A 20917-nucleotide genomic window follows, 5' to 3' on the forward strand; every position below is an offset into this window, starting at 1 on the left:
GATCAGCGCCTCAGGGCGTCGATCGTGATCGGCCGCGGGTCGACGGCGAGGTAGCGGGCGATGTCGTCGGCGTCGGCTTGGAGCGCATCCATCGCCGCCACCGAGATGCCGGCCAGCGGCTTGAGCGTGACGCGCGCCCCGGCGGGGGACCACGTGGCCACGACCTGGCCGTCGACCAGCGCGGTCGGGCGGAAGATCCCGTTCGTGGTGACCACCTGGGGCAGGTGGGTGACGAACAGGTCCTTGGCCACCCAGCCGTGGAGGATCGGGTCGAACCCGCCGAGCAGTCGGGGGGTCGGGAGCTCGGTGGCCACGGGCCGGTCGGCCAGGCGCACCCGGCCGTCGGGACCGCTGGGCTCGGTGCGGTCGGCGATGGCCGCCAGCCCCTGGCGGCACGCGCCCAGCGCCAGGCCCGTCCACTTCACCAGGTCCTTGGCATCGGCCGGGCCGTGGCCCACGAGGTACCGCTCGGCCAGCCGGGCCAGGAGCAGATCGCGGTCCTCGGGCTCGGGCTCGCCCAGCCACGTGGGCGCGTGGACGAACGCCTGCTGATCGCCCACCATCGGCCCCCGGACCAGGTGGCCGGCGATGGATGCCGCCAGCTGCAGGTGGACCAGCGCCTGGCCCGCGGTCGGGATGCCCGCCGCGTCGAGCCGGGCCCGCAGCTGGTCGCGGGTCTGGGGGCCGTCGTCGCGCAGCGTCCCGGCGATGAGGTCGACGCCCCGTTCGGCGTCGACCTCGTCGACGCCCTCCTGGCGCAGCCGGGTGGCGCTCGACGTGACCTGCCGCGGTGACAGCAGCTGGTGGAGCCACCAGTAGTCGGCGGCGGGGACGAGGTGGAGCGTGGTGCGGTGCAGCCACCCGACCACCATCGTCTGCCGCTCGGTCAGCGCGGCGTCGACGTCGGCCGCGGTGAGCCCGGTGGACCGGGCCCGCACCGAGAGGCGAGCGGCTCGGGCGTCTTGGGCCTGCACGGCGAGGAGGTGCTCGACCACCTGTTCGGGCGTGGTGGCGCAGCGGTCGGTCAGCAGCTGCGCGCCAAGGCGGGCGGCGCGCAGGGCGCCGTCGTCGGGGCCGGAGGGCGCGGAGGCAGCGGTCTTGGTGGCGATGTCCTGAGCATGCACCACGCGCGCAACCGCCCGCGCCGGCCCGCCGACCCGGCGCTCAGACGCCCGCTTCCGGCGCCGGCCGCCGGGCAGCGGCTAGGGAGCCGATGGGCGGGAGGAGCCCTCGGTGGGCGGCGCGAGCGGCTCGTCGCCGGCGACGCCGAGCCCGCCCCCGGGGTCGTGCTTGCGGTGCCACAGGGTGGAGTTCAGCACGGGGGCGGCGACCATCAGGCGGCCCAGCAAGTAGAGCCACAGCAGCGCTGACGCGGCCACGCCCAGGGCGCCGTACGCCGCCGAGGCCGACTCGATCTTGCGGTTCAGGTACAGCACGTTGAACAGGTAGAGGCCCTGCGTGCCGGCGCCCACGAGGATCGCGCCCGGCACCAGCGCCCAGAGGTTGGCCCCCGGGGCCCGGGGCAGGCCGCGCGACGCCAGCACCCACAGCCCGGTGTAGATGGCCGCCCCGATCACCATGGCGACCGGGAGCAGAGGGCCGTGGCGGATCACCGAGAGGAACCGGCTCACGCCCAGCACCACCAGCGAGAACACCAGGACGCCCAGGGCGACGTAGTGGGGCTTGCTCTTGGGCACGGCCGGCAGGCCCCAGGCCCGCGAGTGCGAGCTGGCGATGGCCTTGTGCACCGAGAGACCGGCGGACACCACGGCGTAGAGGGTGACGGGGATGAGCAGCCACAGGCTCTTGTGCGAGGTCTTGGCGGCGTCGCCGATCGACTGCGACAGGTAGCTCGACATCCCGGCGCTGTTGGCCACCTTCGACGGGTCGTCGGGGTCGAAGGCGAACGCGGCACCGGCGATCACGAGGGCCAGCAGGTACATCGGCAACAGGTAGACGAAGAGCCGGAAGGCGATGGCGCCGGCCAGGAGGAACCCGCCGATGTGGTTGTCGCGCTCGAGGGCGGAGAACCCGATGTCGACCGGGGGGATGGTCGCCCGGCTGTCCTCCTGGAGCTTCTTGGCCTGGTCGGTGAGGGCCGTGGCGCGCTGGCGGAGCGCGCCGGTCTTCGGTGCCGGGCCGGCCGCCTCGGCGCTTCCTGCGGCGGCAGCGTCACCGTCCGACGGCTCGTCAGCTGTCGGTTGGGAGGGGACCGGATCCACGGGTTGTCCTGGCTGCGAGGCGGGGCGGGGGAGGCAGGACGAAGGTACTGCCTGCCACCCGGCGCCTCCGTCCGGTCAGGCCTCCATCTGGCTGCGCACGCCGTTGATGGCGTCGATGAACTCGTCGACCATCTCGAACACCACGTCGGCCGACTTCTTGGTCTCGTTCATGTTCCCGACGATCTGGCCCACGAAGTAGTTGGCCAGCTTCTCGGCACCCGACCCAGGGGTCATCGCGGCCCGGTCGATGCGGGCGATGGCCCGGGCGGTGAGGATCGGCTGCAGGGGCATGCCGAGCGGCGGGTGCTCCGGGTTGTCCCACTCCTCGGTCCACGCCGACTTCAGCTGGCGGGCGGGCTTGCCGGTGCGCGAGCGGGAGCGCACGGTGTCGGCGGACGTGGCCTTGAGCATCTTGGCCTTCACGGCCGGGTGGGTCTCCGCCTCCTCGGTGGTCAGCCACACCGAGCCGCACCACACGCCCTGGGCGCCCAGCGCCATGGCGGCGGCCATCTGGCGGCCCCGGCCGATGCCGCCCGCGCCGAGGACCGGGACGGGGGCGACGGCGTCGACCACCTCGGGGATGAGGACCATCGACCCGATCTCGCCGGTGTGGCCGCCGGCCTCGCCGCCCTGGGCGACGATGATGTCGACGCCGGCCTGGACGTGGCGCTCGGCGTGCACGGCCTTGCCCGCGAGGGCGCCGACCAGGCGGCCCTCCTCCTTGCAGCGGTCGATCATGTGCTGCGGCGGCGGGCCGAGGGCGTTGGCCACGAACGCGGTGCGGTGGGCGAGCGAGATCTCGAGCTGCGGGCCCGAGGCGCGCTCGGAGAACGGGAGCGGCTGGTCGCCCTTCACCTGGAACAGCGCGCCGCCCACGTCGTCGGGCATCGGCGGCACGTCGTAGCGGGCCAGGATCTCGTCGACGTACTCCCAGTACTCGCCGGGGATGAGGTTGGCGATGTCGGCCATCGTGTAGCCGCCGCCCTCGTCGCCGGCGTACTTGGCCGGGATGATGAGGTCGACGCCGTAGGGCTTGTCGCCCACCTCGGCCTCGATCCACGCCAGGTCGATCTCGAGCTGCTCGGGGCTGTGGGCCACGGCGCCCAGCACGCCCAGGCCGCCGGCCCGGGACACCGCGGCCACCACGTCGCGGCAGTGGCTGAAGGCGAAGATCGGGACGTCGATCCCCAGCATGTCGGTGATGGTGTTCCTCATGGTGTTGATCCTTGTCCGTTTCGACGGTGCCCGCGTCGGTCTCGGGAGAATCCGGCATGGAAGGCGGCCACCCGTGACCTGGATCCGTGCCGGGTTCGGTGTTGTCGGCCGACGGCGGTCCGCGAGGGTAACACTGGCGGCACTTCCTTACCGCAGGTAGGGTCCGGCGATGGAGCGAACCCTGCTGGCCCCTCCGCTCGCCTCGACCGTCGACCCCGGCAGCGAGCCCTTCGCCCGCAACCGCGCCGACGTGCTCGAGCAGCTCGCGGAGATCGACGTCCTGCTGGCCGAAGCCGAGGCCGGCGGCGGGCCCGAGCGCACCGAGCGCCTGCGGAGCCGCGGCAAGCTGCCCATCCGCGAGCGCATCGCCAACGTGCTCGACCCCGACGCGCCGTTCCTCGAGATCAGCGCCCTCGCCGGCTACAAGTCCGACTACACGATGGGCGGCGGCATGGTCGTCGGCATCGGGGTCATCGCCGGCGTCGAGTGCGTGATCATGGGCAACGACCCCACGGTCCTGGCCGGCGCCCTCACGCCGTATGCCGGCAAGAAGTGGATGCGGGCCATCGAGATCGCCCGAGACAACAACATGCCGTACGTCTCGTTCGTCGAGTCGGCCGGTGCCGACCTGCGCATGGGCGGGGGCGGCGACGGGCCCAAGACCCAGACCACCCACTTCGCCGAGACCGGCCGCTTCTTCTACGAGATGATCGAGCTCTCGAAGCTGCGCATCCCCACCGTGTGCGTGGTGTTCGGATCGTCCACCGCCGGCGGCGCCTACCAACCCGGGCTGTCCGACTACACGATCGTGGTGAAGGACCAGTCGAAGGTGTTCCTGGCCGGCCCGCCCCTGGTCAAGATGGCCACGGGCGAGGACAGCGACGACGAGTCGCTCGGCGGCGCCCAGCTCCACGCCGAGGTCTCGGGCACGGGCGACTACTTCGCCGACGACGAGATGGACGCCATCCGCATGTGCCGCGAGGTGGTGTCGCACCTCAACTGGCGCAAGGCCGGGCCCGAGCCCACCCTGTCGCCCGATGCACCGATCCACGATCCCGAGGAGCTGCTCGGGCTGGTCAGCCGCGACCTGCGCACCCCGGTCGACGTGCGCGACGTGATCGCCCGCACGGTCGACGGCTCGCGCTTCGAGGAGTTCAAGCCCCGCTTCGGCCCCACCATGGTGTGCGGCTGGGCGAGCATCCACGGCTACCCGGTGGGCGTGCTGGGCAACAACGGCGTCATCTACCCCGATGCCGCCCAGAAGGCCGCCCACTTCATCCAGCTCTGCAACCAGATCGACGTGCCCCTCGTGTTCCTCCAGAACATCACCGGGTTCATGGTCGGCCGCGACTTCGAGGCCGACGGGATCATCAAGAAGGGCTCGCAGATGATCAACGCGGTGACCAGTTCGACCGTGCCGCACCTCACGGTCGTGATCGGCGCGTCGTACGGCGCCGGCACCTACGGCATGTCGGGCCGGGCGTTCGGCAACCGGTTCACCTGGCTGTGGCCCACCGCCAAGATCGCGGTGATGGGCCCCAAGCAGATCGCCGGCGTCATGTCGATGGTCCGCCGGGGCCAAGCCGCCCGCAAGGGCGAGGCGTTCGACGAGGACGAGGACGCCGGCATCGTGGCGATGGTCGAGGCCATCCAGGAGGAGGGCTCCCTCGCCCTGCGGGCCACCGGCGCCATCACCGACGACGGGATCATCGACCCCCGCGACACCCGCGACGTGCTGGGCATGTGCCTGTCGGTGGCGGCGAGCCGAGAGGTGGCCGGCACCGAGGGCTACGGGGTGTTCCGGCTGTGAGCACCGTGACCTCCACCTCCACCCCCACCTCCACGCTGCTCGTCGCCAACCGCGGCGAGATCGCCCGCCGCATCATCCGCACGGCGCGGGCCATGGGCATCCGGACCGTCGCCGTGTTCGTCGACGCCGACGCCCGCGCCCCGTTCGTCACCGACGCCGACGAGGCCGTGCGCCTCGAACGCGGCTACCTCGACGGCCCCGCCGTGGTCGCGGCCGCCCGCCGGTCCGGCGCCGACGCCATCCATCCGGGCTACGGCTTCCTGTCCGAGAACGCCGGGTTCGCCCGCTCCGTGATCGACGCCGGGCTCGTGTGGGTCGGCCCCGCGCCCGAGGTGATCGTGGCGATGGGCGACAAGATCAACGCCAAGGCCGCGGCGGTGGCCGCCGGCGTCCCCACCCTGCCCTCCACCGAGGACGCCACCCAGGCCGGGACCGTGGGCTACCCGCTGCTCGTCAAGGCGTCGGCCGGCGGTGGCGGCAAGGGCATGCGCATCGTCGAGCGCGCCGAAGACCTCGATGAGGCCGTGGCTGCCGCCCGGCGAGAGGCCAAGAGCTCGTTCGGCGACGACCGGGTGTTCCTCGAGCGCTACGTCGCCCGGTCCCGCCACGTGGAGATCCAGATCCTGGGCGACGATCACGGGACGATCGTGCACCTGGGCGAGCGGGAGTGCTCGATCCAGCGCCGCCACCAGAAGGTCATCGAGGAGTCGCCCTCGCCCGGCATCCAGCAACCGACCCGCGAGGCCATGGGGGCCGCCGCCCTCGCGCTGGCCGAGGCGATCGGCTACACGTCCACGGGGACGGTCGAGTTCCTCGTCGACGACGCCACCGGCGAGTTCTTCTTCCTCGAGGTGAACACCAGGCTCCAGGTCGAGCACCCCGTCACCGAGGAGGTCACCGGCGTCGACCTGGTCCGCGAGCAGCTCCTCGTGGCCGACGGCCAGCCGATGTCGGCCACGGCGCGCCGAGCCGCCGAGCACCTGCGCTCGCACCGCGCCGAGACGCACGCCATCGAGGCCCGGCTCTACGCCGAGGATCCCGCGGCCGGGTTCCTCCCGGCCACCGGCACCATCGAGGCGTTCGAGCCGGCCGCCGAGCCGGCCGTCCGCTGGGACTCCGGCGTCGAGGTGGGCTCGGTGGTGGGCGTCGAGTTCGATCCGATGCTGGCCAAGGTGACCGCCCACGCCCCCACCCGGGTCGAGGCCGCCCTGCGCCTCGCCCTCGCCCTCGAGCGCCTCCACCTCGGCGGGCTCACCACCAACCGGGACTTCCTGGCCGCGGTCCTGCGCACGCCCGAGTTCCTCGCCGGCGACACCACCACCGACTTCATCGAGCGGGTCCGCCCGCGGCTCGCGGTCGAGCCCGATCTCGCCGGGCTCGAGCGGATGGGGCCGGTCGCCGCCCTGTGGCTCCAGGAGCGCAACCGGCGCACCGCCCCTGTGCTGGCCGCCATGCCCAGCGGCTGGCGCAACGCCCGGCTGCCGGCCCAGACCGTCGGCCTGCGCTGGGGCGACCACGAGACCACGGTCCGCTACCGCGCTCAGCGCGACGGCACGTTCGCCGTCGGCGACGACGGGCGCGCCGTCGTCCACGAGTGGACGCCCGAGTCGATCGACATCGAGGTCGACGGCCACCGCAGCACCGCCCGCATCACCCTCGACGGCGACCACCTGCACCTGTCCATCGGCTCGTCCACGGCCAGCCTCCAGCTGGTCCCGCGGTTCACCGTGCCCGGTCCCGCCGAGGTGGCCGGCGGGTTCATCGCGCCCATGCCCGGCGTGGTGCTCGACGTGCGGGTGGCGGTGGGTCAGGCGGTCACGGCGGGGGAGACGCTCGTGGTCCTCGAGGCCATGAAGATGGAGCACCACATGTCGGCCCCCGCCGACGGCACCGTCGCCGAGGTCCGCGTCGCCACCGGCGACCAGGTCGCCAACGGCGCCGTCCTCCTCGTCTTCGAACCGACCGAAGCCACCGGTGAGGTCGCCCCATGACCCCCACCACGCCCCGAACCACCCGAACCACGCCCCGAACCACCCGAGCTTTCTGTGACGAGCCGGTGGAAGCTCCGGGTCAGCACAGAACGTTCCGGGGGTTGGCGGGTGGGAGGGTCCAATGAACGGGCCGATCCGGATCGCCAACTGCTCGGGGTTCTACGGCGACCGGCTGGGCGCGGCGCGCGAGATGGTCGAGGGCGGCCCGATCGACGTGCTCACCGGTGACTGGCTGGCCGAGCTCACCATGCTGATCCTCGCCCGGACCCGCATGAAGCGGCCCGGCGGCGGGTACGCCCGCACCTTCGTCACCCAGATGGAGCAGGTCATGGGCACCTGCCTCGACCGCGGCATCAAGGTGGTCACGAACGCCGGCGGGCTCGACCCCGACGGCTGCGCCGAGGCGGTGGCCGAGGTGGCCGACAAGCTCGGGCTCCACCCCACCATCGCCTACGTCGACGGCGACGACCTGCTGCCCCGCCTGCCCGAGCTGGTGGCCGCGGGCGTGCACCTCGACCACTTCGAGACCGGCGAGCCGGTGGGCGACACGTCCCGCTTCCTCACCGCCAACGCCTACCTCGGCTGCTGGGGCATCGTCGAGGCGCTGAACGCCGGGGCCGACATCGTGGTGACCGGCCGCACCACCGACGCGGCGGTCGTGTGCGGGCCGGCGGCGTGGCACCACGGCTGGCAGCGGGACGACTGGGACCAGCTGGCGGGCGCGGTGGTGGCCGGCCACGTCATCGAGTGCGGCACCCAGGCCACCGGGGGCAACTACTCGTTCTTCACCGAGCTGAGCGGCCTCACGCACACCGGGTTCCCGTGGGCCGAGATCGCCGCCGACGGCAGCAGCACCATCGGCAAGCACGACGGCACCGGTGGCGCGGTCACCATCGGCACCGTCACCGCGCAGCTGCTCTACGAGATCGGTTCGCCCGCGTACCTCGGCCCCGACGTCACCGCCCGCTTCGACACCGTGCACCTCGAGCAGGTCGCCCCCGACCGGGTGGCCCTCACCGGCACCCGGGGCGAGCCGCCGCCGGCCACCCTCAAGGTCGCCATGAACGAGCTCGGCGGGTTCCGCACCGACCTCAACGTGGCGCTCACCGGCCTCGACATCGAGGCCAAGGCCGAGCTGGTCGACGCCGCGTTCTGGGCGTCGGCGTCGGTGGGCAAGGACGAGATCGCCAGCGTCACCACCGAGGTCGTGCGCACCGACAAGGCCGACCCGGTGTCGAACGAGGAGGCCGTCGCCCTCTGGCGGATCACGCTGAAGGACCCCGACGAGCGCAAGGTGAAGGGGGCCGCGAGCGCCATCAACGAGCTGGCCCTCGCCACCATCCCCGGACTGTTCGCGGTGGCGGGGACGGGGGTGGCCAGGCCGTTCGGGGTCTACCGCCCGGCGGTCGTGCCGGCCGACCTCGTGCCCCAGCACGTCGTCGTCCTCGGCGGGCCGCGGACCGTGGTCGACTCGGTGGCGCCGGCGGCCGATGTCGTCGTGGTGCCGGCCGGCACCGACCTGCCCGCGGCCCCAGGCGGCCCCACCGTCCGGGCGCCGCTCGGTCGGGTGTTCGGCGCCCGGTCGGGCGACAAGGGCGGCAACGCCAACCTGGGCGTGTTCGCCCGCTCGCCCGAGGCCTACGCCTGGCTGGCGGAGCACCTCACCGTCGAACGCCTCCAGGAGCTCCTGCCCGAGGCGGCCGGCCTGCGGGTCGAGCGGTTCCCGCTGCCCAACATCTGGTCGGTCAACTTCGTGCTCCACGGCCTGCTCCAGGAGGGCGTGGCCGCGTCGACCCGTCAGGACGGCCAGGCCAAGGGCCTGGGCGAGTGGCTGCGGGCGCGAGTGGTCGACCTGCCCGAGTCGCTGCTCCCGGCGCCGGCGGGGCCGGCGGCGCCGTGACCACCGCCGTCGTGTCGGAGGTCGAGCGCCGCCTGCGCGCCGTGCCCGCGCCGCGGCCCGTGCTCACTCGCGAGCAGGTCCAGGCCCTCACCCCGCGCCAGCGCGAGCTCCTCCAGGAGCTGGGCGCGCTGTTCCGCGACGGCTTCGCCCACCTCACCATGTCGGAGATCGCCGCCAGCCTGAACTGCTCGCTGCGCACGCTGTACGGCCTCGCCCCGAGCCGCGACGAGCTGGTGCTCACGGTCGCCGACGTCCACCTCTGGCACGTGGGCCGCGAGGCCATGGCGGCCATCAGCCCCGACCTGGCGCCGCTCGATGCCATCCGCACCTACCTGAGCGCCGCCACCAAGGCGGTCAGCGGCACCACCCCGGCGTACTCGCGGGACCTCGCCGACGTGCCCGCCGCCCGCCGCCGCAACGGCGAGCACGCCGACTACGTCGTCGCCGTGACCCGCACGCTGCTCGACCTTGCTGTCGAGCGGGGCGACATCGCCGAGGTCGACACCGCGGCGGTCGCCCGGGCCCTGGCCAACCTGGGCCACGACTTCATCCGCCCCGAGGTGATGGCCACCCTGCGCTCGTCGCCCAAGGTGGCCGCCGACGCCGTCGTCGACATCATCCTCGCCGGCCTCCCCCGCCCATGACCCCGACCCGGGCCGTGCCGTTGGGTGTCGTGGGGACACAGAAGTGCACAGCGACCGCAGCTGACACCGGCTGCCGCGATCTGGAAGGTTGAGACCATGGACGTATCGGAAGTCCGAGCAGACCTGCTCGACGAGCAGGCTGCCCTCGACGCGGTGGTGGCCGGGCTCACCGCGGGGCAGTTCGCGCTCCCCACGCCCAGCCCCCGGTGGACGGTGGCCGCTCAGCTCGCCCACCTGACGTACTTCGACGGCAACGCCGCGCTCGCCATCGACGATCCACCCGCGTTCACGGCGTCGGTGCACGACCTGCTCGAGGCCGCCGCGGGGGGCGACGAGGCGATCGACGCGTTCGAGCTCGATGCGTGGCGCTTCCTCCCGCCGGCCGACCTGCTGGCCGCGTGGCGCGCCAACCGCGAGCGCCTCGCCGCCAGCTCGGCTGCGCTGGCCGACGACGCCCGGATCGACTGGTACGGCCCATCCATGGGCGCCAAGTCGTTCCTCACCGCCCGGCTGATGGAGACGTGGGCCCACGGCCAGGACATCGTCGATGCCGTCGACGGCCACCGCCCGGCCACCGACCGGCTCCGGCACATCGCCCAGCTCGGGTACGCCACCCGGAAGTGGAGCTACCTCAACCGGGGCATGGAGGTGCCCGAGGGCGATGTGGCCTTGGTGCTCACGGCACCGTCGGGCGCCACCTGGACATGGGGAGACGACGACGAGAACACGGTCACCGGCCCGGCCGAGGACTTCTGCCTGGTGGTCACGCAGCGCCGCCACGTCGATGACACCCACCTGCAGATCACCGGCGATCGCGCCCGCGACTGGCTGATCCGGGCCCAGGCGTTCGCCGGTCCGGCCACCGACGGCCCCAACCCGAAGGACTCCTGATGGCACTCGTGGACACGGCGCTCGATGCGGGCGTCCTCACCGTCACGCTCGACGACGAGCCCCGCCGCAACGCGCTGAGCACCGACCTGCTGATCGAGCTGGTCGACATCCTCGATGCGGCCGATGCCGACCCAGCGGTCCGCGTGGTCGTGCTCACCAACACCGGGTCGGTGTTCTGCGCCGGCGCCAACCTGTCGGAGCAGTCGTCGGCCGCCGGCGGCCGCACCGTCGACATGGCCGCGGTGTTCGCCCGCTTCCGCCGCTCGCCCAAGCCCTACATCGGCCGCATCGCCGGCCACTGCGTCGCCGGCGGCATGGGCCTGGCCGCGGCGATGGACATCTCGGTGGCGGTCGACTCCGCCAAGTTCGGGTTCACCGAGGTGCGCGTCGGCGTCGCCCCCGCCATGATCTCGGTGCTCTGCCTGCCCAAGCTGCGCGAGGCCGATGCTCGGGCCGCGTTCCTCCGGGGCAACCGCTTCCCCGCGGCCGAGGCGGCGCGGATCGGCCTGATCAACGCCGCGGTCCCGGCCGCCGAGCTCGACGCGGCGGTGGCCGAGATCGTGGCCGACCTGCTGGCGGGAGGGCCGGAGGCCATCGCGGCCAGCAAGCGCCTCCTCGCCGAGGTCCCCGGGATGCCGGTCGACGACGCCTTCGCCTGGACGCAGCGGTTCTCCGCCGAGCTGTTCACCAGCGACGAGGCCAAGGAGGGCATGGGTGCGTTCCTGGCCAAGCGCCCCGCCGCCTGGGTCCCGCCCACCGACAGCTGAACCGCCTGACGGCCGAGCGACGACCGCTCCCTGCTCTCACCGGCGGACCCCGGGCAGCTGGTGCCGCGGTGGCCGCTCCTCAGATGGACCGCTCCCGGCGCTGACGCTTGGAGCAGGGTGGCGCCGGCGTCTCCGCCGAGCCCGGGTCGTGATGCCGGTGGTCCGGGCGCGCGAGGAGGTGCGCCGATGGGGCCGCAGGTACGGCCTGGTGCGAGATGGATGGGACACCGGTCGTTGGACCGGGGGTTCGGCGCGGTGGTCGAGGGGTTGATCGCGCCGGGTCAGCCCGCGGCCGGCCCGGCCCGGGTGGGGTCGGTGGCGGTGGGGCCGTCGACGGTGATGGGGCTGGCCGCGTCGGTGCCTGGACCGCGACGGGCATGAGATCCGTCAGGGCTGACGGGGGGCGGCTCATCATCGGGTGGCGCGGCCAGGAGGTCGTCGCCGGCCGGGGTGAGCGGTGGCGAGGCGTTGAGGTGGAACTGGCGGCGATCGAGCCGCTCGCCCGTGGGCGGGAGGTAGCGGTGCGGCGCGATGCCGAGCGCCCCGGCCGCTCGCTCGACGGCAGCGGTGGAGCGGGCCCTACCGCCTGCTCCACCCACGTCGGGCAGGATCGGCTCGCCCGTGGCGTCGAGCACACGGCCGTGCCGGTTGGTGAACACGACCCCACCGTCTCGGTGACGGGGCAGGTCGGCGTTGCCCTCGATGCCGAGCTCGCCAAGGTGGTGCAGCCGGTGGTGGGCCCGGCACAGCGTGAGCAGGTTCCAGGTCTCGGTGACGCCCTGGTCCTCCCAGTGGATGATGTGGTGGACGTCGAGCCGGGTGGTGCGGTGGCAGCCCGGCACCGCGCACCCGCCGTCTCGGTGCTCGACGAGGCGCCGCAGCCGGCGGTTGACGATGTGGGTGGCCCGGCCCATGGCGACCGGAGTGATGCCGTGGTGCAGTGCGGCCCGCAGCTTGGCGTCGCACAAGATGAGACGGCGCTGGCCCTCGGGCAGCGCGACGCCGAGGTGGGTCATGAGCTCGAGGCCGTGCGGTCCGGCCTGGAGGTGGGCATGGACGAGGTAGCGATCGGTCCCGGGCCGGGCCGCTGCGGCTGCGGCGAGGTCGTCTTCGGCTTGGGCGAGGAGGGCATCAGCCAGCGAGACGTGTGGCGGCCGCTCGCCCTCGGGCGTCTCTGTGCGGGCCTCGCGCTCGAGGTCCTCCTGCTTGGCCTTCAGCGCCCGATCGATCAGGGCCCCCTCGGCCTCGGGCAGACGGCCGCGGATCCACCATCCCTCCTCGTCGACGCCCGTGGCCACCCCGCGTCGACGCTTGCGGGCGCCATCGAGCTTGGGATCGGCGTAGCAGGGCAGCGCCTGGCGGAGCTGCTGGACGGTGCAGCACTGGGCGACCCGCGTGGCCGACTCGTCGTACGCGGGGGGAACGTGCCGAGCGATCTCGGCCGCTTGGTCGACCGACAGCAGCCCCATCCGCAGCGCCTCGGTGGCCGACGGCAGCTCCTCGGATCGTTCGGCCAGGTGCACGATGTCTGCGGCCCGCTCGGGCGAGATGCCCGTCCGCCACGCGACCCAGTCCTTGGGTGAGAGCGGATCGCCGCCGGACACCCCATCTGCGATGGCCTGCCTGGCGACGTCGACCATCTGTCCGTGGGCGATGTTGATGACGCCCTGGAGGCGAGCGATCTCCTCGAGCACCTGGTCGTACCGATCGACGGGAGCGCCGTCGGCGGCGTCGGAGGTGCGGGGCGGGGTCATGCACCCACGCTAGGCCCGCCACCACCTATGTCGAACGTGTGTTCGACATAGGTCCATGATTGCTTTCGATGGCCCCACCGCAGCTCATCGGTCCCGTTGCTACCGGACATCGGACACGGGGACCTCGGACCTCCCGAACACGGGTGCCGCCCCGTCCGGGTCCAGCCTGAGGATCGGCCCTACGCCAGAGCCGGAGAGGGCTCCGGGCCTCGATCCGGGTCGGGCCCGGCGCCGGCCGCCGCGTCGTCGGTGCCCGTGGGCTGGGTGGTGGGCACCCGGCGGGTGAAGAACAGCGACACCGTGGCCAAGATGGCCAGCACGGCGAGGGCGGTGTCCATGCCCTGGACGCGGGCCGCCTCGTTCTCCGAGACGATGGCCGCGTTGGCCTCGCTCGGGACGCCGGCGTCGTCGAGCGCGGCCGACAGCTGGGTGTTCGACACGAACGGCACCCCCGAGGCGAGCTCCACCGCGGCCTGGTCCTGCACCGCGGCGGGCACCTGGTCGTTGGTGGCGATCCCGGTGATCAGCGAGCCGGTGAGCACCGCGATCAGCACCGAGCCGGCGAGCGCGGTGCCCAGCGAGGCCCCGAGGTTGGTGGCGGTGTTCTGCAGGCCCCCCACCTCGCCGCTCTCGCTGGTGGGGACGGCCGACACGGTCACCGCGCCGAGCTGCGAGGACAGGGCGCCGATGCCCAGCCCGATCAGGATGAGCGGCACGGCCACGACGCCTGCGCCCGAATCGATGTCGATGCCGCCGATCAGCGTGAGGATGCCGCCCAGCATCAGCAGCAGGCCCACCCGGGCGACCCGGCGCGGCGAGGCCTCCGGCCAGACCTTGGGGACGCCGGCGGCGGCCAGCAGCAGCGCCACCGACAGCGGCATGATCCGCAGGCCGGTGTCGATGGCCGAGAGCTCGAGCACCACGCTCAGGAACAGCGGGACGATGAAGAACACCCCGGCCTGCAGCAGGAACTGGAAGAAGAACATCACCAGCCCGCCGGTGAGCTGCCGGTTGGAGAACATGCTCGGGTCGATCAGCGGTTCCTTGCCGTTGCGCAGGAGCCGGTGCTGCCAGATGAAGAACAGCCACACCACGCCGAGGCCGAAGATGATGAACCAGAACGTGAGCGAGGTGTTCAGCAGCGACGGTGCACCGGGCTTGGGCGTGACCCAGCCCCACTCGCTCGAGCGCAGCACGCCGAACACCGCGGTGCCCAGGCCCACCACTGACAGCAGGGTGCTGGTGAGGTCGAGGTGGTGGTGGCCCTCGGCGGGGGCGTCGGCGATCTTGCGGGTCAGGGCCAGGATGATCAGGACGAAGAACACCTCGCCGAAGAACACGAGCCGCCACGACGCGTAGGTGGTGGCGGCACCACCGATCAGCGGGCCGGCGGCCACGGCGATGGCCCCCGCCGCCGCCACCAGGCCATAGGCCCGAGGCCGGGCGGCCGGCTCGAAGTTGCCGGCCACGAGGGCGACGATGGCCGGGAGGATCAGGGCGGCGCCGACGCCCTCGAGGAACGACCAGCCGAAGATGAGCACCGGCAGGTTGGGGGCCAGGCCGGTGGTGAACGACCCCGCCCCGTAGATCACGCAGCCGATGGCGAACGCCTTGCGCCGCCCGATGATCGTCCCGATCTTGCCGCCGGTGATCATGAGCGTGGCCATGACGAGCGTGTAGAGCGTGATGGCGGTCTGGATGCCGGTGATCGTGGTGCCGACGTCGTCGGCCACCGTGGCCATCGACACGTTCATGACCGAGCTGTCGAGGGTCATGAGGAACTGCGCGGTGGCGAGCGTCAGCAGCACGCTCCCGGCGGCCGCCGTGGCGACCTTCGTGGTGGTGGTGGTCTCGGCCATCGGCGAATCCTGCCGCGTCTGCGGGCCGAGGCGCGCCATGGCTGCCCTCGCCCTCGCCCTCGTCTCCGCCCGGCGTTGGCCTACGGTCTGCCCTCGCACCACCCGCCAGCACGGCGCGTCACCCAGAGGAGCAGGGCATGGGGTTGTTCAAGCGTGAGAAGACCGTCCGGTACCAGATGCGCCAGAAGATGATCGCGATCGGCGACGACTACTGGATCGAGGACGCCGACGGGAACAAGGCCTTCCGGGTCAACGGCAAGGCCGTCCGCTTCCGCGACACCTGGATCCTCGAAGATGCGCACGGCAAGGAGGCGGCGCTGATCCGCGAGAAGAAGCTCAGCGTCCGAGACGCGGTGAAGATCGAGGTCGGCGGCAAGGAGTACAAGGTCAAGAAGGCCATGATCGGCATCCGCGACCGCTTCGTCATCGAGACCGACGGCAAGAACCTCAAGGCCCACGGCAACATCGTCGACCACGAGTACGAGATCGAGCAGGACGGCGACAAGATCGCCGAGATCTCCAAGAAGTGGTTCCGCATCCGCGACACCTACGGCGTCGAGATGGACGCCGATGCCGACCCGGCGCTGATCCTGTCGATCACCGTCGCCATCGACAGCTTCGAGCACGGCCACTGACCCAGCCCAGACGCGGACGTGCCCGCCCCGGTGAAGCGGCGGGCACGTCTCGGTCTGTGGTCGGCCGCCGAGAGGCGGCCGGGGTGATCAGCCGTTCAGGACCTTCGACTTCTGGACGGCGAACTCCTCGTCGGTGAGCACACCCGACGCGTGGAGCTCACCGAGCTGCTTGAGCATCTCGATGGTGTCCTGGCCGCCACCCGCAGGGGCGGGAGGCGGGGGCGCGTACTGCTGCTGCGGCGGCGCGTACTGCGGCTGCGGCTGGGCCACGTCCTGCTGGTACGCCGCGTTCCGGTCGGCGTAGATCTGCGCGTCGCGGTCGGTGAACTTCTCCGCCTGGCGGCGCTGGACGCGACCGCTGACGGCGGTGGCAGTTCCGGCGACGACCGCCGTGCGGGCAACTCCTCGGAGCAATCCTGGCATCGGTCAAACCCTCTCAGTCGGCCGCTTCAGCGGCGGCGAGCACTTCCATGACGGTATCGGCGGGGATGCGGGTCCCGGCCACGAGCTGGCCTCCGGCGCGGCGGGTGGCGGCGACGAAGGGGATGGCCCAGGAGTTCTCGTACACGATGAGGGCGGCGACGGTGCCGGCCTCGAGCGCGTGGCCGGCCTCCTGGATGTCGTCGTCGCTGAGCAGCCCGGTCTCGGCGCCGGCGAAGACGGTGAAGCTGCCGAGGTGGTCGGAGTCGAGGTCTTCGATGTTGATGCCGACGACGGTGCCGTCGGCATCCTTGGTCAGGATCATGAGGTCCCAGATGCGGATGGTGCCCGCATCGACGAGGTCGAGGAGCGCCGCCCCCGCTTCGCCCGTGAGGTGATCGCCCGGATACTCGATCAGGACGAAATCGATCGGTCCGTGCACGTCTTCGTCGGTCACGCTGTCTTTCCTCTGTGTGGTGGCCCGCACGCCCAGGTGGGCGTCGCCGTGGCAGCGCCATTCTTACCAAACGATCCCGGGCCGGTGATCGCCGCCCCCGGCCCTCCCCACCTGGCCGCGACCGAAGGTGACGCCTGATAAGACGTCGGTTCGACAGCGCGAGGCGGGTGAGCGATGCCGCCGCCCGTCGCGCTCGTCGCCACCCCGCCGCGAAAGGCACCACCGATGAGCACCACCTCCAACGATCTGCCGTTGATCGGAGCGCCGCACGCGTCCGTCGAGGAGCGCACCGCCGCCGGCCGCGCGGCCCGGCAGGCGGTCCCGCGCTCGACGCTGGCGGTGTGGGATCCCTCGCTGCGCACCCACGACCCCATCGAGCTGCTGAAGCAGCAGGCCGCGACCCGCGTGCCGGAGCTCGTCCCGATCCGCCACGGACGGATGAGCGCCTCGCCGTTCACCAACTACCGGGGTGCCGCCCTCATGATGGCCGCTGACCTCGCCGCCACCCCGCACACGGGGCTCGACGTCCAGCTCTGCGGCGACGCCCACCTCAGCAACTTCGGCGGCTTCGCCTCGCCGGAGCGGAAGCTGGTGTTCGACCTCAACGACTTCGACGAGACCCTGCCCGGCCCCTTCGAGTGGGACATGAAGCGCCTGGTGGCCAGCCTCGACGTGGCGGCGCGCGACCGCGGGATCGCCGCGCCCGACCGCAGCCACATCGTGGTCGAGGCGGCTCGGGCCTACCGGGAGGCGATGTACGGGTTCGCCGAGATGCGCGACCTGGAGGTCTGGTACTCGTCGGAGTCGGTCGAGGAGGCGTTCGACGAGATCAGGAGCCAGGCGCTGCCCCGGGCGGTGAAGCAGACCGAGAAGTTCCTCGCCAAGGCGCACACCAAGGACCAGATGCGCGCCGCAGGGAAGCTGACCCGAGAGGTCGACGGCCGCCTCGAGTTCATCCACGACCCGCCGCTGCTGGTGCCCGTCAGCGACCTGGTGGGCCACGGTGAAGCGGCGCAGTACATCGGCACCATCCGGGACTCGCTCGACCTGTACCACGAGAGCCTCAACGACGATCGCCGCCACCTGCTGCGCAACTACGAGTTCCAGGACCTGGCCCGCAAGGTGGTGGGCGTCGGCAGCGTCGGCACCCGGGCGTGGGTGGTGCTCTTCGTGGGCCGAGACCTGGGCGATCCGCTGATCCTGCAGGTCAAGGAGGCCCAGGGCTCGGTGCTCGAGGGGTTCCTGCCCCGATCGAGGTACGCCACCCACGGCGAGCGGGTGGTCCAGGGGCAGCGCCTCACCCAGGCGTCGAGCGACATCCTGCTGGGGTGGATGCAGGCCGTGGGGATCGATGGCACCCAGCGCGACTTCTTCGTCCGCCAGCTGTGGGACTGGAAGGCGTCGGTGCCGATCGAGGCGATGATGGCGCCGGGCCTCGCCGTCTACGGCCGCATGTGCGCCCGCACCCTGGCTCGGGCCCACGCCCGCTCCGGTGACCGCATCGCCATCGCCTCCTACCTGGGCCCCGGCACCGTGTTCGACCGGTCGATGTCCACGTTCGCCGCCGCCTACGCCGACCAGAACGACCGCGACCACGCCGAGCTGATGGCGGCCATCGCCGATGGCCGCATCGAGGCCGAGGTCGGCATCTGATGGAGCCGGTCGAGGTCATCGCCAGCGACGTCGGTCGCGTCACCATGGCCCCCAGCGACGTCCTCCGCCTCGCCACGGCGGTGGTGTGCCTCCTGCTCGTCACCTTCTTCGGCGCGGTCTTCGGCGAGTCGATGGTCACCTTCGTCTCGGAGCTGATCCGGGGGCTCGACGAGCTGCCGAGCGGGCTGATGACGGTGCTGGGCGTGCTGGCGCAGGTGGTGGGCGTGGTGCTGGTGGTCGCGGCCGGGATCGCGATCATCCGCGGCAAGGCCTGGCGGGTGGTCGTCGCGGGGGTGCTGGCGGCAGCGGTGGCCGCGGTGCTCACCAGGGTCCTCGGCAGCATCACGGCCGACGCCGGCGCCCAGGTCACCAACCTCACGCCCGTCGCCACCGTGGGATCGACCGACACCTGGACCGCCGGCACGGTCGCCGCCCTGGCCGCGGTGGTCACCGTGGCCGGCCCCTGGGTGCCGCGCTCGTGGCGGCGCGTCGCGTGGGCGCTCACCCTGGCGGTGGCGCTGATCCACTTCGTGAGCGCACCGGTCGCCTTCGACACGATCCTCGCCCTGCTCTCCGGCTGGGCGGCGGGCGCCGCGGTGATCGTCTTCCTCGGAGCGCCGTCGCAGCGCCCGTCGGGCCAGGCCATCGCCGAGGGCCTCGCAGCCGTGGGCCAACCGCTCGCCAAGCTCGAGCAGGCCAGCCTCGACGCCCGAGGCTCCACCCCCTACTTCGGCACCGCCCCCGACGGCTCCAAGCTGTTCGTCAAGGCCCTCGGGGCCGACGAGCGCAGCGCCGACCTCCTGTTCCGCATCTACCGCCGCATCCAGCCGCGGGACCTGGGCGACGAGAAGCCCGACTCCTCGCTGCGCCGCGCCGTCGAGCACGAGGCCCTCGTCTCGCTCACCGCCCGCCAGCTCGGGGTGCGCACGCCGCGGGTGGCCGCGTTCGCCACGGCTGCGCCCGCGGGCTACGTCCTCGCCTACGACGCCATCGCCGGCCGTTCGCTCGACCGCCTCGAGGCCGACGAGTTCACCGACGAGGTGCTCGACAAGGTGTGGGAGCAGCTGCTGGTCCTGCGCGGCCACCGGGTGGCGCACCGCGACCTCCGCCTGGCCAACGTGTTCATGGCCGACGACGGCGCGGCCTGGATCATCGACTTCGGCTTCAGCGAGCTGGCCGCCTCCGACCTGCTCCTCGCCACCGACCTGGCCGAGATCACCGCCTCGTGCGCCACGGTCGTGGGCTCCGCCCGGGCGCTCGACGCCGGCCGGCGGGCCGTGGGCGACGACGCCATGGCCACCGCCCTCCCGCGCCTGCGGCTCCCGATGCTCAGCGGCGCCACCCGCACCTCGCTGAAGGCGCAGCCGGGGGTGCTGGATGACCTGCACCGGCAGGTGGCGGCGCTGGCGGGCTGACCCCGCGGGTCAGCGGGTCAGCGCAGGACCAGGGCCAGCAGCCCGCCGATCAGCAGGCCGGCGCCGAAGCCAGAGGTGACGTCGAGCGGGTTGTGGGCGCCGACGTAGACGCGGCCCAGGGCCACCAGCACGGCCATCACGAACGGGATGAAGATCACCGGCGAGCTCAGCTGCGGCGTGAGGACCGTGCTGATGGCCGCCACCAGGATCACGTGGCCCGACGGGAAGCTGGGGCCGCTGCTCGGCACGTCGCCGCGCAAGATGGCGCCCACCTGGCTGGTGCCGGGGCGCTGGCGGACCTGGAGGTACTGCTCGACCTCCCGGCGCACCAGCCGCTCCACCACCAGCTTGAGCAGCATGGCCAGGACCACGCCGAGGGCGACCGCCCAGGAGCCCACCGCCCACGCCACGACGAGCCCGACCACCGTGCCGACCACGAGGTTGCCCAGCTGCATCGGGGCCCACAGCACCGGGTAGAGCCAGCCGGGCAGCCCGTTCACCGCGTGGAACGCCCGGGCCTCGAGCGGGTGGATGACCGGGTGGCGCGCGCCGAGCACCGACGCGCCCAGCAGGGCACCTCCCCCGATCGCGATCTCCAGCGCCCTCACGTCCACGGGTGGTGAACCTACGGGACCCAGATACGTGAAACCGTCACCCCTCCGGGTGGGTCGGAACCAAGGTGATCGGGGATGCGTGCTCGGTACAAAGAAACATCTTCGGTCACGATCGATGTCCGATCATGCAATAGGGTGAGCCGCGGAAATCGCCGCGGGTGGCGAGCATGGAGAATCGCGTGATCGCCCGAGCCTCGATCTACCTCCAAGGCACTCCGCCATGGAGCCTGAAGTTACGAAAGGCAATGCAACATGCTCGCTTCTGAGTTCGGTACCGGACAGGTCCTTTGGTCCTTCATCTGGTTCACGATGTTCTTCATCTGGATCTGGCTGCTCATCATGGTGTTCTCGGACATATTCCGCAGCCACGACATGGGTGGCTGGGCCAAGTTCTTCTGGATCTTCTTCGTGATCGTCGCCCCGTACCTCGGTGTGTTCGTCTACCTGATCGCCCGTGGTCACAAGATGGGTGAGCACGCGATGGAAGACGCCAAGGCGCGTGACGAGGCTGCGCAGGCCTACATCCGCAGCACGGTGGGTGCCTCCGGGGGCGCCAGCACCGCCGAGGAGCTCACCAAGCTCGCCGGCCTCCGCGACAGCGGGGTCCTGAGCGCCGAGGAGTTCGAGGCCCAGAAGGCCAAGATCCTCGCCAGCTGAGCACGCCTCCTTC

Annotated in this window: 18 protein-coding genes; 10 read left to right on the plus strand and 8 right to left on the minus strand. The window is 72.2% G+C overall.

The genetic code is table 11. From position 1 onward, the window contains the following. Positions 1-2: 2 nt before the first annotated feature. From ACPPVX_RS13705 to ACPPVX_RS13715, 3 genes are all read right to left on the minus strand, one after another. Entirely contained in the window at positions 3-1127 is a 1125-nt protein-coding gene (locus tag ACPPVX_RS13705; RefSeq protein WP_426571119.1) for a winged helix DNA-binding domain-containing protein, read from the minus strand. A gap of 75 nt (positions 1128-1202) precedes the next feature. After that, entirely contained in the window at positions 1203-2222 is a 1020-nt protein-coding gene (locus ACPPVX_RS13710) for a hypothetical protein (protein ID WP_426571120.1), read from the minus strand. Between the two features lie 75 nt (positions 2223-2297). Further along, positions 2298-3437: a nitronate monooxygenase gene (locus ACPPVX_RS13715; RefSeq protein WP_426571121.1), complete on the minus strand. Its 1140-nt coding sequence runs from the start codon at positions 3435-3437 to the stop codon at positions 2298-2300. A 169-nt stretch (positions 3438-3606) separates the two neighbouring features. Here ACPPVX_RS13715 and ACPPVX_RS13720 point away from each other — a divergent pair, with 169 nt between their 5' ends. From ACPPVX_RS13720 to ACPPVX_RS13745, 6 genes are all read left to right on the plus strand, one after another. Then, on the plus strand, positions 3607-5247 hold the full coding sequence (locus tag ACPPVX_RS13720) for an acyl-CoA carboxylase subunit beta (RefSeq protein WP_426571122.1): 1641 nt from the start codon (positions 3607-3609) through the stop codon (positions 5245-5247). Next, positions 5244-7238, plus strand: coding sequence for an acetyl/propionyl/methylcrotonyl-CoA carboxylase subunit alpha (locus ACPPVX_RS13725; protein ID WP_426571123.1), 1995 nt, complete (start codon positions 5244-5246; stop codon positions 7236-7238). The genes ACPPVX_RS13720 and ACPPVX_RS13725 overlap by 4 nt, the downstream gene beginning before the upstream one ends. Positions 7239-7359: 121 nt before the next feature. Then, positions 7360-9138: an acyclic terpene utilization AtuA family protein gene (locus ACPPVX_RS13730; RefSeq protein ID WP_426571124.1), complete on the plus strand. Its 1779-nt coding sequence runs from the start codon at positions 7360-7362 to the stop codon at positions 9136-9138. Further along, a complete protein-coding gene (locus tag ACPPVX_RS13735; protein ID WP_426571125.1) occupies positions 9135-9782 on the plus strand; it encodes a TetR/AcrR family transcriptional regulator in 648 nt (215 codons plus the stop codon). Before ACPPVX_RS13730 ends, ACPPVX_RS13735 begins: the two co-directional genes overlap by 4 nt. Positions 9783-9878: 96 nt before the next feature. Then, on the plus strand, positions 9879-10673 hold the full coding sequence (locus ACPPVX_RS13740) for a TIGR03084 family metal-binding protein (RefSeq protein ID WP_426571126.1): 795 nt from the start codon (positions 9879-9881) through the stop codon (positions 10671-10673). Beyond that, a complete protein-coding gene (locus ACPPVX_RS13745; protein WP_426571127.1) occupies positions 10673-11440 on the plus strand; it encodes an enoyl-CoA hydratase/isomerase family protein in 768 nt (255 codons plus the stop codon). Before ACPPVX_RS13740 ends, ACPPVX_RS13745 begins: the two co-directional genes overlap by 1 nt. 281 nt (positions 11441-11721) lie before the next feature. Here the strand turns inward: ACPPVX_RS13745 and ACPPVX_RS13750 are convergent, their stop codons facing one another. After that, positions 11722-13194, minus strand: coding sequence for a DUF222 domain-containing protein (locus ACPPVX_RS13750; RefSeq protein ID WP_426571128.1), 1473 nt, complete (start codon positions 13192-13194; stop codon positions 11722-11724). A gap of 179 nt (positions 13195-13373) precedes the next feature. Next, positions 13374-15053, minus strand: coding sequence for an MFS transporter (locus ACPPVX_RS13755; RefSeq protein WP_426571129.1), 1680 nt, complete (start codon positions 15051-15053; stop codon positions 13374-13376). A gap of 137 nt (positions 15054-15190) precedes the next feature. Between ACPPVX_RS13755 and ACPPVX_RS13760 the strand changes: the two genes are divergently transcribed. Next, entirely contained in the window at positions 15191-15688 is a 498-nt protein-coding gene (locus tag ACPPVX_RS13760) for an LURP-one-related/scramblase family protein (RefSeq protein ID WP_426571130.1), read from the plus strand. Between the two features lie 87 nt (positions 15689-15775). Here the strand turns inward: ACPPVX_RS13760 and ACPPVX_RS13765 are convergent, their stop codons facing one another. Together ACPPVX_RS13765 and ACPPVX_RS13770 are read right to left on the minus strand one after the other, a co-directional pair. Beyond that, positions 15776-16111, minus strand: a complete 336-nt coding sequence (locus ACPPVX_RS13765; protein ID WP_426571131.1) for an SHOCT domain-containing protein — start codon at positions 16109-16111, stop codon at positions 15776-15778. 13 nt (positions 16112-16124) lie between these two features. Then, positions 16125-16565: a DUF6325 family protein gene (locus ACPPVX_RS13770; protein ID WP_426571132.1), complete on the minus strand. Its 441-nt coding sequence runs from the start codon at positions 16563-16565 to the stop codon at positions 16125-16127. A 225-nt stretch (positions 16566-16790) separates the two neighbouring features. On the opposite strand from ACPPVX_RS13770, the gene ACPPVX_RS13775 reads away from it, so the two are divergent. Further along, positions 16791-18218, plus strand: coding sequence for a DUF2252 domain-containing protein (locus tag ACPPVX_RS13775; RefSeq protein WP_426571133.1), 1428 nt, complete (start codon positions 16791-16793; stop codon positions 18216-18218). Further along, entirely contained in the window at positions 18218-19633 is a 1416-nt protein-coding gene (locus ACPPVX_RS13780) for a hypothetical protein (protein WP_426571134.1), read from the plus strand. The genes ACPPVX_RS13775 and ACPPVX_RS13780 overlap by 1 nt, the downstream gene beginning before the upstream one ends. 17 nt (positions 19634-19650) lie before the next feature. Here the strand turns inward: ACPPVX_RS13780 and ACPPVX_RS13785 are convergent, their stop codons facing one another. Then, on the minus strand, positions 19651-20247 hold the full coding sequence (locus ACPPVX_RS13785; protein WP_426571135.1) for a phosphatase PAP2 family protein: 597 nt from the start codon (positions 20245-20247) through the stop codon (positions 19651-19653). Positions 20248-20499: 252 nt separating this feature from the next. On the opposite strand from ACPPVX_RS13785, the gene ACPPVX_RS13790 reads away from it, so the two are divergent. Next, entirely contained in the window at positions 20500-20904 is a 405-nt protein-coding gene (locus ACPPVX_RS13790; protein WP_426571136.1) for an SHOCT domain-containing protein, read from the plus strand. Positions 20905-20917: the final 13 nt, after the last annotated feature.

The organism is Aquihabitans sp. McL0605 (assembly GCF_049993875.1).
Lineage (GTDB): Bacteria > Actinomycetota > Acidimicrobiia > Acidimicrobiales > Iamiaceae > Aquihabitans.

Excerpts from the sequence above, each read along its gene's own strand:
- ACPPVX_RS13750 (WP_426571128.1), bottom strand. The coding sequence starts at position 13,194 with ATGACCCCGCCCCGCACCTCCGACGCCGCCGACGGCGCTCCCGTCGAT.
- ACPPVX_RS13730 (WP_426571124.1), top strand. The coding sequence starts at position 7,360 with ATGAACGGGCCGATCCGGATCGCCAACTGCTCGGGGTTCTACGGCGAC.
- ACPPVX_RS13715 (WP_426571121.1), bottom strand. The coding sequence starts at position 3,437 with ATGAGGAACACCATCACCGACATGCTGGGGATCGACGTCCCGATCTTC.
- ACPPVX_RS13745 (WP_426571127.1), top strand. The coding sequence starts at position 10,673 with ATGGCACTCGTGGACACGGCGCTCGATGCGGGCGTCCTCACCGTCACG.
- ACPPVX_RS13760 (WP_426571130.1), top strand. The coding sequence starts at position 15,191 with ATGGGGTTGTTCAAGCGTGAGAAGACCGTCCGGTACCAGATGCGCCAG.
- ACPPVX_RS13755 (WP_426571129.1), bottom strand. The coding sequence starts at position 15,053 with ATGGCCGAGACCACCACCACCACGAAGGTCGCCACGGCGGCCGCCGGG.
- ACPPVX_RS13790 (WP_426571136.1), top strand. The coding sequence starts at position 20,500 with ATGCTCGCTTCTGAGTTCGGTACCGGACAGGTCCTTTGGTCCTTCATC.
- ACPPVX_RS13720 (WP_426571122.1), top strand. The coding sequence starts at position 3,607 with ATGGAGCGAACCCTGCTGGCCCCTCCGCTCGCCTCGACCGTCGACCCC.
- ACPPVX_RS13780 (WP_426571134.1), top strand. The coding sequence starts at position 18,218 with ATGGAGCCGGTCGAGGTCATCGCCAGCGACGTCGGTCGCGTCACCATG.
- ACPPVX_RS13775 (WP_426571133.1), top strand. The coding sequence starts at position 16,791 with ATGAGCACCACCTCCAACGATCTGCCGTTGATCGGAGCGCCGCACGCG.
- ACPPVX_RS13765 (WP_426571131.1), bottom strand. The coding sequence starts at position 16,111 with ATGCCAGGATTGCTCCGAGGAGTTGCCCGCACGGCGGTCGTCGCCGGA.
- ACPPVX_RS13740 (WP_426571126.1), top strand. The coding sequence starts at position 9,879 with ATGGACGTATCGGAAGTCCGAGCAGACCTGCTCGACGAGCAGGCTGCC.